The sequence below is a fragment of the Pseudomonas sp. XS1P51 genome, assembly GCF_054897845.1.
On record NZ_CM142707.1, the window covers coordinates 4255142 to 4268377 of the forward strand.

The window sequence follows — 13236 nt, forward strand, 5'->3', positions numbered from 1 at the left end:
CCAAGCCCACCTGTGGGAGCGAGCCTGCTCGTGATTGCAGACTGTCAGCGAGCAGAAAGGTGACTGACACACCGCAATCGCGAGCAGGCTCGCTCCCACAACGGTCGTCGCCGGTCACAAGATTTGTGTTCAGTTCGAATCGAAGGGATAGGGCTGTTTCCAGCGCTCGAAAATCGGTTTCAACTGGCCGTTTTTCACCAACAGCTCCATACGCAGATCGAACAACGCCATCAGTTTACGAGCCTTGGGCGTATTGGCGAAGCACAGGTACAGCGGGATTTCGGCGATATGGGTGCGGCGGAACTGGGATGGATCCTTGGCCCGGCGGACCACGTATTCCACCTCGGTCAGCGCGTCGATGTAGTAGTCGGCGCGGTTGTGGGTGAGCATCGACAGAATACCGGTGCGCCGAACGACTTCGTTATAGCGGGTAACGTTGGGCAGGTAATTCTGGAAGTCGTAGCCTCGGACCCAGGCCAGTCGATAACTGCCCAGGGTCTGCGGAGTCGGCGCCGGATTACTGGCCAGCCCCAGGGCATAGATGTGATCCACATCGTAATTCCAGCGCGGATACAGCAGATCGCTGACTTCATCGCGATAGCCCCCGACACAGGCGTCCACTTCACCGCGCTGTGTCAGGCCGATGGCGCGAATGTACGGTTCGGTACGGATATCCAGTTTGACGCCGGCCGGCTCGAAGACTTCGCGCAACACATCCCAACCCAGACCATGACCATCGGCGGCGGTGTAGTCTTCCCAGTCTTCGCTGGCCAGATGAATCACCGACGGCGTCGTCACTGTATCCCCCGCCTGAGCGAGCGAGCAGAACACCGCGAAAACCATCACAGCCAACCAGAGTCGAGCCATCCTTAGTCCCCTGCTCCGCCACTCAGGCGAAAATCCATACCAGCCCCTGCATCGCCAACCACGCAAACACGCCGGCCAATACGTCGTCGAGCATGATCCCGACACCACCGTGTACATGCCGGTCGATCCAGTGAATCGGCCAAGGCTTGAGAATGTCGAAGAAGCGGAACACCAGGAAACCCGCCAGCAACCAGTACCAGCCTTCCGGCACCAGCCACAGGGTGATCCACATCCCGACCATTTCGTCCCAGACGATGCCTTCGTGGTCGTGTACCCGCAAATCATCAGCCACTTTGCCGCACAGCCAGAAGCCGAACAGCATGGTGATGCCCAGCATCAGCCAATAGCCCCAGTCGGGCAGCATCTGCCACAACGGAATAAAGGGTAGCGCAACTAACGAACCCCAGGTGCCCGGTGCCTTTGGCAAGGTGCCCGAGCCGAAGCCGAACGCCAGGAAATGCCATGGATTGCGCCAGACCGAAGGCGGTACGAATTCCGCCGGGACCTGTTTGGGATGATCTGTCACGGTGTCTCCCGAAAATGTTGATAGCCCCGGGTTTGCGGGGTGATGTCTTGTCCATCGGCATCCAGCAGCACGACGCCCTGCCCTGCCACCACTCGCCCGATCACATGGATCGGCCAACCGTCGGCCACCAATGGCGACAACTCGACGGACGGTAAGGTGAAGGCCAGTACGTAATCGTCACCACCACTCAGGGCGGCAGCTTCCGCGCCCGGTTGACCAAGGAAGGCCACTAAAGCCTTCGACAGCGGCAATCGGTCCCGTTCAACCTCAACACCGACCTGCGAGGCGAGTGCGATATGCCCGCAATCGGCGAGCAGACCGTCGGAGATATCCAGCGCCGAAGTGGCTTTACCACGCAGCGCCTGACCCAACGCGAGTTGCGGTTGTGGCGCCCAGTAATGCGCCAGCAGCGGATCGGCGATGGCCGGCTCAGCCGTGCGCTGCCCGAGTACCAGTGGCAAGGCGCCAGCGGCATTGCCCAGCTCACCGCCGACACACAGCAAGTCGCCTGGCTGCGCACCGCTGCGGGTCAGCGCCATACCGCCCGGCACACGACCGAACACGGTCATGGTCAGGCTCAATGGCCCACGGGTGGTATCGCCGCCCACCAGCGCCACGCCGCAACGCTGCGCCATGAGGTTCAAACCACGGGCGTAGGCTTCCAGCCAATCGGCGGTCACCGTCGGCAAGGTCAGGGCAAGGGTAAAGGCAACGGGCGTGGCGCCCATGGCAGCCAGGTCGCTGACAGCCACGGCCAGCGAGCGCTGACCGAGCAGAAACGAGTCGCAAGGATCTGCGAAATGCACACCGGCAACCAGCGTGTCGGTGGAAATTGCCAGCTGTTCCCCAGGGGGAACCGCCAGCAAGGCGCAGTCATCGCCGATCCCGAGGGCAACGCCTTCGCCGCCCTGCGCACAAGGCGCGGCGGCGAAGAAATTGCGGATCAGCTCAAACTCGCCCATTGGGTGTCCTGTCTCACCAATACTGTTCATTTTTTAGCGGCGTCTGGTGTCGCCATACTGCGTTGCCGCTCCTCGCCATAGCCAGCTATGACTCGTCGCGGCGCCTTGTCTGGCAACACCAGCCACTCGCTAAAAAACGAACGTATCGGCGAGACAGGACACTGCAAGCGCAAATCAGCGCTTGAACGCCTTCACTTCAGCTTCACGCAGACGCGGGGCCAGCTTGTCGAGTACACCGTTGACGAACTTGTGGCCGTCGGTGGAACCGAAGACCTTGGCCAGCTCGATACCTTCGTTGATCACAACGCGGTACGGCACATCGACGCGCTTGAGCAGCTCCCAGGTGGACAGGCGCAGAACCGCCAGTTCAACCGGGTCCAGCTCTTCAATGGTGATGTCCAGGCACGGCGTCAGGGCAGCGTCGATCTCAGGCTTGTGGGCCGGAACGCCGTGCAGGATGTCGTGGAAGTACGCGGCATCGACATCACTGAAATCGTTATCGACCCGGAACTGCGCTTCGATCTCGTTCAAAGATTGCTTGGCCATGTGCCACTGGTACAGCGCCTGAGTCGCGAGCTGACGGGCTTCGCGACGCTTGACGCTTTTCGATGGCTTGCCGGCATCCGCAGGCTTTGGATCGCGCGGGTTGAAACGATCGCTATCGTCGCTAATCACTTGGCCTCCAACTGCGCCAGCAGGCTGACCATTTCCAGAGCGGACAGGGCAGCTTCAGCACCTTTGTTGCCGGCCTTGGTGCCGGAACGTTCGATGGCTTGCTCGATGGAATCAACGGTCAACACGCCGAAAGCGACCGGTACGCCGAACTCCATGGACACCTGGGCCAGGCCCTTGGTGCATTCGCCCGCCACGTATTCGAAGTGCGGAGTACCGCCACGAATGACCGCGCCCAAGGCGATGATTGCTGCGTATTCACCCTTCTGAGCGACTTTCTGCGCAACCAGCGGGATTTCGAAGGCGCCAGGCGCACGGATGATGGTGATGTCGCTTTCGCTCACGCCATGGCGAACCAGGGCATCAACTGCACCGCTGACCAGGCTTTCAACCACGAAGCTGTTGAAACGGCCTACTACCAGAGCGTAGCGGCCTTTAGGGGCGATGAAGGTACCTTCGATGGTCTTCAGGGTCATTCGTTAGTTCTCTTAAAGAGCCGGGACGCGTTTTCTACGCATCCCTCAGTGGTATTTGAACCGCGAATACAGGGCCGGGAACAACCGGTCATTATTCGGAGGGCACGTATTCTACAACTTCCAGATCGAAACCGGATATCGCATTAAATTTCATCGGCGCAGACATCAGGCGCATTTTGCGCACGCCCAGGTCCCGAAGGATCTGCGAACCGGCACCGACGATGCTGTAGGTGGTCGGTTTTTTCACCGGTGCGTGCTCCGCGGTTTCACGGATGTGTGCCAGCAACACGTCGCCATCGAGCGGGTGACCGAGCAACAGCACCACGCCACTGCCGGCCTCGGCGACCGCAGCCATGGCGGCGCGCAGGCTCCAGCGGCCAGGTTGTTTGACCATCAACAGGTCGCGCAGGGGGTCCATGTTGTGTACGCGAACCAGGGTCGGCTCTTCGGCGCACACGGTGCCCAGGGTCAGGGCCATGTGCACGTCGCCTTCCACGGAGTCACGATAGGTCACCAGGTTGAATTGGCCCAGTTCGCTGTCCAGCGGCTGCTCGGCAATCCGCTGAACGGTACGTTCGTGGATCATCCGGTAGTGGATCAGGTCGGCGATGGTGCCGATCTTGATGTTGTGTTCGGCAGCGAACGCTTCCAGCTCGGCACGACGGGACATGGTGCCATCGTCGTTCATCACTTCGCAGATCACACCGCTCGGCTCGAAACCGGCCATGCGCGCCAGGTCGCAAGCGGCTTCGGTATGGCCGGCGCGGGCCAGGGTGCCACCGGGCTGGGCCATCAGCGGGAAGATGTGGCCAGGGCTGACGATGTCTTCAGCCTTGGCATCCTTCGCGGCGGCGGCCTGCACAGTGCGGGCGCGGTCGGCGGCGGAGATGCCGGTGGTCACACCGGTCGTGGCTTCGATGGACACGGTGAACTTGGTGCCGAAACCGGAACCGTTGCGCGGCGCCATCAGCGGCAGCTTGAGCAGTTCGCAACGCTCGCGGCTCATCGGCATGCAGATCAGGCCGCGGGCGTGCTTGGCCATGAAGTTGATGTGTTCGGCCTTGCAGCACTCGGCGGCCATGATCAGGTCGCCTTCGTTCTCGCGGTCTTCGTCATCCATGAGGATGACCATCTTGCCTTGGCGGATGTCTTCAACCAGTTCTTCGATGCTATTGAGCGCCACAAGGCACCCCCCTTCTTTCAAAATTGAGTTTCAGGAATTGAGGTAGCCGTTCTCGGCCAGAAAGCTTTCGGTGATGTTACTGGACGTTGGCTCTGCGGCTTTATCGCCTAAAAGCAGGCGCTCCAGATAACGGGCAAGCAAGTCGACTTCAAGATTCACTCGGCGACCTGGCTGGTACGACGCCATGATGGTTTCGCTCAGGGTGTGGGGAATGATCGTCAGCAAGAACTCGGCGCCATCGACCGCGTTCACCGTCAGGCTGGTGCCGTCGACGGTGATCGAGCCTTTATGGGCGATGTACTTCGCCAGTTCTTTCGGAGCGCGGATGCGGAATTCCACCGCACGCGCGTTTTCGGTACGGGCAACCACTTCGCCCACGCCGTCGACGTGACCGCTGACCAGATGCCCGCCGAGGCGAGTGGTCGGGGTCAGGGCTTTTTCCAGGTTGACCGGGCTGCCGCTTTTGAGGTCGTTCATCGCGGTGCAGTCGAGGGTTTCGCGACTGACGTCCGCCGCAAAACCATTGCCTGGCAGTTCAACCGCAGTCAGGCACACGCCGTTGACCGCGATGCTGTCGCCCAGTTTGACGTCGCTCAGATCGAGCTTGCCGGTTTCTACGTAGACCCGCACATCTCCGCCTTTTGGGGTCAATGCACGAATACTGCCGATGGATTCGATGATGCCGGTAAACATGGAGTCCTCCTCGAGAACAGGGCCTTCGCGTGGCGCAGGCCGGGAATTATACGCTCGCCGTCGGCGCAGGAATGGCAATGACTCGCCAGTCATCGCCAACCGCACGGATTTCAGTGATTTTGAGCTCGGGCGCGTCTTTCATCTGCGCCAGCGGCCAGTCCAGCAAGGGGCGGGCCGATGAACCGAGGAACTTGCCGGCGATGAAAATCTGGAACTCATCCACCAAGCCTTGCTGAGCAAAAGCCCCCGCCAGACGCGGACCGGCCTCGACCAGCACTTCGTTGACGCCACGGTTGGCGAGTTCGACCAGCAGCTTGCGCAGGTCTACCAGACCATCCTCGCCCGCCACAATCAGGCATTCCGGGCCGTTGGCGTATTGCTCTTCAATCGCCATGCACGTGGCGACCAGTGCCGGGCCGGCCTTGAAGAATGGCGCGTCCAGCGGCACTCGCAGACGGCCGTCGATCAGCACGCGCAGCGGCGGACGGCTCATGGCCAGGGCGGTTTGCTCGGCGTCCAGGCCTAATTCGTCAGCGCGAACGGTCAAACGAGCGTTGTCGGCCAGCACCGTATCGGCACCAGTCAGCACCACGCTGGCCTGGGCGCGCAGGCGCTGTACCGCCGAACGCGCCGCGGTGCCGGTGATCCATTGGCTTTCGCCGCTTTCCATCGCCGTGCGGCCGTCCAGGCTCATGGCCAGCTTGACCCGCACGAACGGCAAGCCGTGTTCCATGCGCTTGAGGAAACCTTCGTTGAGCTTGCGCGCCTCGCCTTCCAGTACACCGCTTTCGATGGCAATGCCGGCCTGAGCCAAGCGTTGCATGCCACGGCCGGCAACCGATGGGTTGGGATCCTGCATCGCCGCGACCACCCGGGCGACACCGGCATTCACCAGCGCATCGGCGCAGGGCGGCGTGCGGCCGTGGTGGCTGCAAGGTTCGAGGGTCACGTAGGCCGTGGCGCCCCGGGCCTGTTCGCCGGCGGCGCGCAAGGCGTGGACTTCGGCGTGGGGTTCGCCGGTGCGCACATGCCAGCCTTCGCCGACAATCTGCCCGTCACGCACGATCACGCAGCCCACCCGAGGGTTGGGGTGCGTCGTGTAATGACCCTTGCGCGCCAGTTCCAGGGCACGAGCCATGTAATGGGCGTCGAGGATGGCAAGTTCTGCGGAGGTGGTCATTCTTTCACCGGCTCACGGGCCAGGCGATCGATCTCTTCGCGGAACTCGTTGAGGTCCTGGAAGCGGCGATACACGGAGGCGAAGCGAATGTAGGCGACTTCGTCGAGCTTTTGCAGCTCGGCCATCACCAGTTCACCGACCACGAGGGATTTGACCTCGCGCTCGCCGGTGGCGCGCAGTTTGTGTTTGATGTGCACCAGCGACGATTCGAGGCGCTCGACACTCACCGGGCGCTTCTCCAGCGCACGCTGCATGCCGGCGCGGAGTTTTTCTTCGTCGAACGGCTGGCGACTGCCGTCGGTTTTGATCAGGCGCGGCAACACCAGTTCGGCCGTCTCAAACGTCGTGAAACGCTCGCCGCAGGCCAGGCATTCGCGCCGGCGGCGCACCTGTTCGCCCTCGGCGACCAGACGCGAGTCGATGACCTTGGTGTCGTTGGCACCGCAGAAGGGACAGTGCATGGTGGCAGGCAACAAAAAAAGGGAGGGCCATGGTAGCGCATCCCGGTGGCAAGACAAGCCATAGGGTTTACGGTATACAGACGGGCTATAGAGCCTGATCCATGGATTTCACCTTGCTGGAGCCGCAAATGTCCCCAAGACCGCTCGTCTTGCTCAGTCTTTTCAGCCTGCTGGTGGCCTGCAGCAGCGATGCGCCCAAGCCTCAGCCGCCGACACCAGGCCCCGCGCCGCAAGCGGCACAGAAGAAAGCCAAGGAGTCCGCCAATCTCGGCCCGCTGCCCGCTTATCAGCGTGAATTGAGCGGCACCCTGCAAGGCGTGCCCACCGGCGCCGAAGTCGAACTGGCGCTGCTGGTGATCGACGACAAGGACCGCCCGCAACAATTGCTCGCCAGTTCCAGCCTGATCGGCACCAACCAGATCCTGCCGTTTCACCTGCGTTTCAACCCGGAATCCTTTCCCGCCGGTGCCCGCGTTGAATTGCGTGGCCGCGCCAGCCAGTCCGGTCAGTTGATTTTGCATCTGCCGTCGCAAGTCATCACTCAGCCAACGACCCAGGCGCTGGGCCAACTGCAATTCGTCAAAGCACCATGATTGCACCGCTCGACCTGCAACAGGCGTTGGGTGAATTGCTCGGCGATGCACAGCTGGTTGCCTGCTCGCTACCCGATACCGACCTGAAGCTATGGCTGATCGACGGCGACAATATGGACCGCGCCTTCAGCCCTGAAGAAACCCGGCGGATTCTGCATGAACCGCCGTACTGGAGTTTCTGCTGGGCCAGCGGACTGGCGGTGGCTCGTTATCTCGCCGAATTCCCGGAGTGGGTCAAAGGCAAACGGGTACTGGATTTCGGCGCCGGTTCCGGGGTGGCGGGGATTGCCGCGGTGAAGGCTGGCGCGCTGGAAGTGGTCGCCTGTGACCTCGACCCGCTGGCGATTGCCGCGTGTCGGGCGAATGCCGAACTCAACGAGGTACACCTCAGTTACTCGACGGATTTTTTCGCCGAGGAGGATCGGTTTGATCTGATTCTGGTGGCCGACGTTTTGTATGACCGGGCGAATCTGCCGCTGCTTGACGAGTTTCTGAGCCGAGGCCGGGAAGCGTTGGTCGCGGATTCGCGCGTGAGAGACTTTCGTCATCCGTTATATCAGCGCATCGAAATGCTGGAGGCGATGACCCTGCCGGATCTGGCCGAGCCCGAAGAGTTTCGGCATGTGAGCCTCTACCACGCGCGGCGTGCTTGAAGCCGTCAAAAAGATCGCAGCCTTCGACAGCGCCTACAGGATCGGGTTTGCACGCGATCAATGTAGGAGCTGCCGAAGGCTGCGATCTTTTGCGCCAGACCTTATAGTGGGCGTATTCACGCTTCCAAGAGATTGCCCATGAGCCAGGAAACGCCGTACATCTTCGACGCCACGACTGCCGATTTCGACCAGTCAGTGATCGAGAACTCTTTCCACAAACCGGTGCTGGTGGATTTCTGGGCCGAATGGTGTGCGCCGTGCAAAGTGCTGATGCCGATGCTGCAGACCATTGCCGAGAGCTATCAGGGCGAGTTGCTGCTGGCCAAGGTCAACTGCGATCTCGAACAAGACATCGTCGCCCGTTTCGGTATTCGCAGCCTGCCGACCGTGGTGCTGTTCAAAGATGGCCAGCCTGTCGATGGATTTGCCGGTGCGCAGCCGGAATCCGCCGTGCGGGCGATGCTTGAGCCTCACGTACAAATGCCGCCACCGGCGGCGGCTGATCCGTTCGAACAGGCTCAGGCGCTGTTCGACGAGAGTCGTTTTGCCGACGCCGAAGCCGTTCTCAAAGTGCTGCTGGGCGAAGACAACACCAACGCCAAGGCGCTGATCCTCTACGCCCGCTGCCTCACTGAACGGGGCGAACTGGGTGAAGCGCAAACCGTGCTCGACGCGGTCAAGAGCGATGAACACAAGGCTGCCCTGGCCGGCGCCAAGGCGCAGATCCAGTTTCTCGGCCAGGCCAAGGACCTGCCGGATGCGGCCGACCTGAAGGCCCGTCTGGCGAAAAATCCGCAGGACGATGAAGCGGTGTATCAACTGGCGATCCAGCAGTTGGCCCGTCAGCAGTACGACGCAGCGCTGGATGCGTTGCTCAAGCTGTTCATCCGCAACCGCAGCTACAACGAAGGCTTGCCGCACAAGACTTTGCTGCAGGTATTCGAATTGCTGGGCAATGATCACCCGCTGGTGACCACGTACCGTCGCAAGTTGTTTGCTGCTCTCTATTAGAAGATCGCAGCCTTCGGCAGCTCCTACAGGGGGAACGCATATTCCATGTAGGAGCTGCCGCAGGCTGCGATCTTTGCTTTTAATGTCGAGGTTTATTCAATCCAGCTGTAGAGCGGCGTATCTCCGCCGCTCGTCACTTTCACATCAGAGCAATGGCGCAAGCGCACCAGCAGACGTTTGCCCGACGCCGCGCTGCCGGTCAAGCCTTCCAACTGTTCCAGCAAATCCGGCCCGCTCAATTGCCCCGCCTTGCGCAACAAATCCTTGGCGATCTGCCACTGCGCATCATCCTGATTCACCGGTCTGGCCGGCGCCGCACTGGCCTCAGGCTTGACCACCTGCAACTGCGCGCCGAGCCGCGCCCAGTCACCGTCGTCCATCTCCAGAGTCAAATCCACCGGCCAGTCGCCGATGCTTCCGCGTATACGCAACATAGGTCTGCTCCTGCACATTTCTGACCTGCATGCTCCCATGGGACTTGTGCAACGCCAAGCGGGCGGGCAAACTCTCGGCACTTTCGTTATAAGATCACATAACAATTTCTTCACTTTACTTTCCGGAGACTCGCCATGCGTCGTCTGCTGCTCGCTTTGCCGTTTGCCCTGTTGCCGCTCGCTGTCGCCCATGCCGCTGAGGAACATGATCACGACCATGAGCACGGCAGCCTTGGCGCTCACGAACATGGCGTCGGTCGCCTCAACGCAGCATTGGACGGTCAAACCCTGGAACTGGAGCTGGAAAGCCCGGCGATGAACCTGGTGGGTTTCGAACACGCCGCCACCACTGACGCCGACAAAGCCAACGTCGCCGCCGCCCGTGCGCAACTCGAGAAACCGCTGGCCCTGTTCAACCTGCCGAAAGCCGCCGGTTGCGTGGTCGCGACTCAGGAACTGGAAAGCCCGCTGTTTGGTGACAAGCCGGATGCCGATGGTGATCACGACGAAGAGGCCAAGGATGAAGACGGTCACGAACATCACCACGACCACAGCGAAATCCACGCTCACTACCAATTCACCTGCACGGCGCCTGGTGCGCTGAAAACCCTCGATCTGGCGAACATCTTCAACACGTTCCCGGCGACCCAGAAGATTCAGGTACAACTGATCAGCCCGAGCGGGCAGCAAGGGGTTGAAGTGACGGCCAAGGCTGCCGCCCTGAAATTCTAAATTCACCCCCGATCCCCCTGTAGGAGCTGTCGAGTGAAACGAGGCTGCGATCTTTTGATCTTGATCTCGATCTTTAAAGTCAAAAGATCGCAGCCTCGTTTCACTCGACAGCTCCTACAGGTCATCAAACCCATGAAATCGGCGCCATGACCCAAGCACTCATCGAACTGTCCGACCTGGGCTTCAGTTGGCCCGGTCACCCGCCGCTGCTGGATATCCCGGCGTTTCGCCTGGAGCCCGGGGAAACCCTGTTCCTCAAAGGTCCCAGCGGCAGTGGCAAGACCACTCTGCTGGGCTTGCTCGGCGGCGTGCAGAAGCCTGATCGCGGCAGCATTCGCCTGCTCGGCCAGGAATTGACCGAGCTGTCCGCCGGCGCCCGCGATCACTTCCGCGTCGATCACACCGGCTACATTTTCCAGCAGTTCAACCTGCTGCCGTTTCTCTCGGTGCGCGAGAACGTCGAGCTACCCTGCCACTTCTCCAAGCTACGCGCCGAACGGGCGATCCAGCGCCACGGCAGCGTCGATCAAGCCGCCGCCACCCTCCTCGCCCACTTGGGCTTGAAAGATCAAAACCTGCTCGGCCGCCGCGCCGACTCGCTGTCCATCGGTCAGCAGCAACGAGTCGCCGCCGCGCGCGCGTTGATCGGTCAGCCGGAGCTGGTGATCGCCGACGAACCGACTTCAGCCCTGGATTACGACGCCCGGGAGAACTTCATTCGCTTGTTGTTCGCCGAATGCCGCGAAGCCGGATCGAGCCTGCTGTTCGTCAGCCACGACCAGAGCCTGGCGCCGCTGTTCGATCGCCACTTGTCGCTGGCCGAACTCAACCGCGCCGCCACGCCCGAAGAGGTTTGAGATGTATTTGTTTCGTCTAGCCATGGCCAGCCTGGCTAACCGCCGCTTCACCGCGATCCTCACCGCGTTCGCCATCGCCCTGTCGGTCTGCCTGCTGTTGGCGGTGGAACGGGTGCGCACCGAAGCCAAGGCCAGTTTCGCCAGCACCATCAGCGGCACCGACCTGATCGTCGGCGCGCGCTCCGGCTCGGTGAACCTGCTGCTGTACTCGGTGTTTCGCATCGGCAACGCCACCAACAATATCCGTTGGGACAGCTTCGAGCATTTCGCCAACAACCCGAAAGTGAAGTGGGCGATCCCGATGTCCCTTGGCGATTCCCATCGCGGTTATCGGGTGATGGGCACCACCGAGGCGTACTTCGAGCACTACCAGTACGGCCATCAACAACACCTGGAACTGGCTGATGGCCGCGCCTTCGCCAGCGACCCGTTCGAAGTGGTGCTCGGTGCCGAAGTGGCCGATGCGCTGCACTACAAACTCGGCGACAAACTGGTGCTGGCCCACGGCGTGGCGGTGATCAGCCTGGTCAAACACGACGACAAACCGTTCACCGTGGTCGGCATCCTCAAACGCACCGGCACCCCGGTGGACCGCACGCTGCACATCAGCCTTGGCGGCATGGAAGCGATCCACATCGACTGGCACAACGGCGTACCCGCGCAAGGCAACGGCCGGATCAGCGCCGATCAGGCGCGCAACATGGACCTGACGCCGCAAGCAATCACCGCGTTCATGCTCGGGCTCAACAGCAAGATTTCGACCTTTGCCCTACAACGTGAAATCAACGAATTCCGTGGCGAGCCAATGCTGGCGATCCTGCCGGGCGTGGCCCTGCAAGAGCTGTGGAGTTTGATGAGCACGGCAGAAAAAGCCTTGTTCGTGGTGTCGCTGTTCGTGGTGCTGACCGGGTTGATCGGCATGCTCACGGCGATTCTCACCAGCCTCAACGAACGGCGCCGGGAGATGGCGATCCTGCGTTCGGTGGGCGCGCGGCCGTGGCACATCGCGACGTTGCTGGTGCTGGAGGCGTTTGCCCTGGCGCTGTCCGGGGTGATCGCCGGCGTGGCCCTGCTTTATGTGTGCATCGCCACGGCTCAGGGTTACGTGCAAGCGAATTACGGCTTGTATCTGCCGCTGGCGTGGCCCAGCGAATATGAATGGACGCTGCTCGGTGGCATCCTGATCGCCGCGTTGCTGATGGGCAGCGTGCCGGCCTGGCGCGCGTATCGCCAATCCTTGGCCGATGGCCTGTCGATCCGTTTATGAGGACGTTAATGATGCCCCGCGCGCTGCTTGCGTTGTTGATGCTGGTCGCCCTGCCGCTGTGGGCCGCCGAGCCGAAAGAGCTGACCTGGTCGGAAATGATCCCGTCGGACGCGACGCCGGAAGTGCCGAACATGACGCCATTGCATGATATGTCACAGATGAGCGACGCGCTGTCCGCCGAGTCGGCGCCAGCGGCCAAACAAGACATGCCCAACGCGCCGGTCGTGAAAAGTCTCGACGGCCAGAGCATCCGTTTGCCGGGCTACATTGTGCCGCTGGAAGTGAGCGAGGAAGGTCGCACCACGGAATTTCTGCTGGTGCCGTATTTCGGCGCGTGCATTCACGTACCACCACCGCCATCGAACCAGATCGTGCATGTCAAAAGCGAAGTCGGCGTAAAGCTTGATGAGCTGTATCAGCCGTACTGGATCGAGGGTGCATTGCAGGTTAAAGCATCGACCAGCGAGCTAGCGGATGCGGGGTATCAGATGGAGGCCGACAAGATTTATGCGTATGAATTGCCGGAGTGAATCTGACAGTCATTCGTAGTGTTGATATCGCCAAGATCGCAGCCTTCGGCAGCTCCTACGAGATCGGATTTGCACACGGCCAATGTAGGAGCTGCCGAAGGCTGCGATCTTTTAGTGCCATCACTGTTTCATTGAGCTG

The 13236-nt window shown here is 61.2% G+C and carries 17 protein-coding genes; 7 read left to right on the forward strand and 10 right to left on the reverse strand.

From position 1 onward, the window contains the following. Positions 1-129 precede the first annotated feature (129 nt). From ACYZUD_RS19830 to nrdR, 9 genes are all read right to left on the reverse strand, one after another. On the reverse strand, positions 130-867 hold the full coding sequence (locus tag ACYZUD_RS19830; RefSeq protein ID WP_462019797.1) for a substrate-binding periplasmic protein: 738 nt from the start codon (positions 865-867) through the stop codon (positions 130-132). Positions 868-889: 22 nt separating this feature from the next. Then, positions 890-1393, reverse strand: coding sequence for a phosphatidylglycerophosphatase A family protein (locus ACYZUD_RS19835; protein WP_008033735.1), 504 nt, complete (start codon positions 1391-1393; stop codon positions 890-892). Continuing rightward, complete coding sequence (gene thiL, locus ACYZUD_RS19840) at positions 1390-2355, reverse strand: thiamine-phosphate kinase (protein WP_462019798.1); 966 nt, start codon at positions 2353-2355, stop codon at positions 1390-1392. The genes ACYZUD_RS19835 and thiL overlap by 4 nt, the downstream gene beginning before the upstream one ends. Before the next feature lie 174 nt (positions 2356-2529). Next, positions 2530-3030, reverse strand: coding sequence for a transcription antitermination factor NusB (nusB, locus tag ACYZUD_RS19845; RefSeq protein ID WP_462019799.1), 501 nt, complete (start codon positions 3028-3030; stop codon positions 2530-2532). Beyond that, complete coding sequence (gene ribH, locus ACYZUD_RS19850; RefSeq protein WP_003185938.1) at positions 3027-3503, reverse strand: 6,7-dimethyl-8-ribityllumazine synthase; 477 nt, start codon at positions 3501-3503, stop codon at positions 3027-3029. The genes nusB and ribH overlap by 4 nt, the downstream gene beginning before the upstream one ends. A 91-nt stretch (positions 3504-3594) precedes the next feature. Then, a complete protein-coding gene (ribBA, locus tag ACYZUD_RS19855) occupies positions 3595-4686 on the reverse strand; it encodes a bifunctional 3,4-dihydroxy-2-butanone-4-phosphate synthase/GTP cyclohydrolase II (protein WP_462019800.1) in 1092 nt (363 codons plus the stop codon). 30 nt (positions 4687-4716) lie between these two features. After that, a complete protein-coding gene (locus tag ACYZUD_RS19860) occupies positions 4717-5379 on the reverse strand; it encodes a riboflavin synthase (protein ID WP_462019801.1) in 663 nt (220 codons plus the stop codon). A gap of 46 nt (positions 5380-5425) precedes the next feature. After that, complete coding sequence (gene ribD / locus ACYZUD_RS19865) at positions 5426-6559, reverse strand: bifunctional diaminohydroxyphosphoribosylaminopyrimidine deaminase/5-amino-6-(5-phosphoribosylamino)uracil reductase RibD (RefSeq protein ID WP_462019802.1); 1134 nt, start codon at positions 6557-6559, stop codon at positions 5426-5428. Further along, the gene (gene nrdR, locus ACYZUD_RS19870) at positions 6556-7020 is read right to left on the reverse strand and encodes a transcriptional regulator NrdR (protein WP_003228656.1); all 465 of its coding nucleotides are present in this window, start codon (positions 7018-7020) and stop codon (positions 6556-6558) included. Before nrdR ends, ribD begins: the two co-directional genes overlap by 4 nt. A gap of 128 nt (positions 7021-7148) precedes the next feature. On the opposite strand from nrdR, the gene ACYZUD_RS19875 reads away from it, so the two are divergent. The 3 genes from ACYZUD_RS19875 (at position 7149) to trxA (ending at position 9277) form a co-directional block, all read left to right on the forward strand. Then, positions 7149-7613, forward strand: a complete 465-nt coding sequence (locus ACYZUD_RS19875; RefSeq protein ID WP_462019803.1) for a YbaY family lipoprotein — start codon at positions 7149-7151, stop codon at positions 7611-7613. Further along, positions 7610-8266: a class I SAM-dependent methyltransferase gene (locus ACYZUD_RS19880; protein ID WP_462019804.1), complete on the forward strand. Its 657-nt coding sequence runs from the start codon at positions 7610-7612 to the stop codon at positions 8264-8266. Before ACYZUD_RS19875 ends, ACYZUD_RS19880 begins: the two co-directional genes overlap by 4 nt. A 138-nt stretch (positions 8267-8404) precedes the next feature. Beyond that, positions 8405-9277 (forward strand): thioredoxin, encoded by an 873-nt coding sequence (trxA, locus tag ACYZUD_RS19885; RefSeq protein WP_214379106.1) that lies wholly within the window; start codon positions 8405-8407, stop codon positions 9275-9277. Between the two features lie 92 nt (positions 9278-9369). Here the strand turns inward: trxA and ACYZUD_RS19890 are convergent, their stop codons facing one another. Then, positions 9370-9711, reverse strand: coding sequence for a hypothetical protein (locus ACYZUD_RS19890; protein ID WP_462019805.1), 342 nt, complete (start codon positions 9709-9711; stop codon positions 9370-9372). 135 nt (positions 9712-9846) lie between these two features. Between ACYZUD_RS19890 and ACYZUD_RS19895 the strand changes: the two genes are divergently transcribed. The 4 genes from ACYZUD_RS19895 to ACYZUD_RS19910 all read left to right on the forward strand — a co-directional run bounded on the left by ACYZUD_RS19895 (position 9847) and on the right by ACYZUD_RS19910 (position 13097). Then, a complete protein-coding gene (locus ACYZUD_RS19895; protein WP_462019806.1) occupies positions 9847-10443 on the forward strand; it encodes a DUF2796 domain-containing protein in 597 nt (198 codons plus the stop codon). Positions 10444-10589: 146 nt separating this feature from the next. Further along, positions 10590-11300 (forward strand): ABC transporter ATP-binding protein, encoded by a 711-nt coding sequence (locus ACYZUD_RS19900; RefSeq protein WP_462019807.1) that lies wholly within the window; start codon positions 10590-10592, stop codon positions 11298-11300. A 1-nt stretch (position 11301) separates the two neighbouring features. After that, positions 11302-12567 carry an ABC transporter permease gene (locus tag ACYZUD_RS19905; RefSeq protein WP_462019808.1) on the forward strand — a complete coding sequence of 422 codons (1266 nt, stop codon included), beginning with the start codon at positions 11302-11304 and terminating at the stop codon, positions 12565-12567. A gap of 11 nt (positions 12568-12578) precedes the next feature. Further along, a complete protein-coding gene (locus tag ACYZUD_RS19910; RefSeq protein ID WP_462019809.1) occupies positions 12579-13097 on the forward strand; it encodes a DUF3299 domain-containing protein in 519 nt (172 codons plus the stop codon). Positions 13098-13236: the final 139 nt, after the last annotated feature.

What these genes read in the sequence shown, in the direction of transcription:
- ACYZUD_RS19875 (WP_462019803.1), top strand. Translation starts at nt 7,149, where the DNA reads ATGTCCCCAAGACCGCTCGTCTTGCTCAGTCTTTTCAGCCTGCTGGTG.
- ACYZUD_RS19880 (WP_462019804.1), top strand. Translation starts at nt 7,610, where the DNA reads ATGATTGCACCGCTCGACCTGCAACAGGCGTTGGGTGAATTGCTCGGC.
- ACYZUD_RS19860 (WP_462019801.1), bottom strand. Translation starts at nt 5,379, where the DNA reads ATGTTTACCGGCATCATCGAATCCATCGGCAGTATTCGTGCATTGACC.
- ACYZUD_RS19830 (WP_462019797.1), bottom strand. Translation starts at nt 867, where the DNA reads ATGGCTCGACTCTGGTTGGCTGTGATGGTTTTCGCGGTGTTCTGCTCG.
- ACYZUD_RS19890 (WP_462019805.1), bottom strand. Translation starts at nt 9,711, where the DNA reads ATGTTGCGTATACGCGGAAGCATCGGCGACTGGCCGGTGGATTTGACT.
- thiL (WP_462019798.1), bottom strand. Translation starts at nt 2,355, where the DNA reads ATGGGCGAGTTTGAGCTGATCCGCAATTTCTTCGCCGCCGCGCCTTGT.
- ribD (WP_462019802.1), bottom strand. Translation starts at nt 6,559, where the DNA reads ATGACCACCTCCGCAGAACTTGCCATCCTCGACGCCCATTACATGGCT.
- ACYZUD_RS19900 (WP_462019807.1), top strand. Translation starts at nt 10,590, where the DNA reads ATGACCCAAGCACTCATCGAACTGTCCGACCTGGGCTTCAGTTGGCCC.
- ACYZUD_RS19910 (WP_462019809.1), top strand. Translation starts at nt 12,579, where the DNA reads ATGCCCCGCGCGCTGCTTGCGTTGTTGATGCTGGTCGCCCTGCCGCTG.
- ACYZUD_RS19905 (WP_462019808.1), top strand. Translation starts at nt 11,302, where the DNA reads ATGTATTTGTTTCGTCTAGCCATGGCCAGCCTGGCTAACCGCCGCTTC.
- ACYZUD_RS19895 (WP_462019806.1), top strand. Translation starts at nt 9,847, where the DNA reads ATGCGTCGTCTGCTGCTCGCTTTGCCGTTTGCCCTGTTGCCGCTCGCT.
- nrdR (WP_003228656.1), bottom strand. Translation starts at nt 7,020, where the DNA reads ATGCACTGTCCCTTCTGCGGTGCCAACGACACCAAGGTCATCGACTCG.
- ribH (WP_003185938.1), bottom strand. Translation starts at nt 3,503, where the DNA reads ATGACCCTGAAGACCATCGAAGGTACCTTCATCGCCCCTAAAGGCCGC.
- trxA (WP_214379106.1), top strand. Translation starts at nt 8,405, where the DNA reads ATGAGCCAGGAAACGCCGTACATCTTCGACGCCACGACTGCCGATTTC.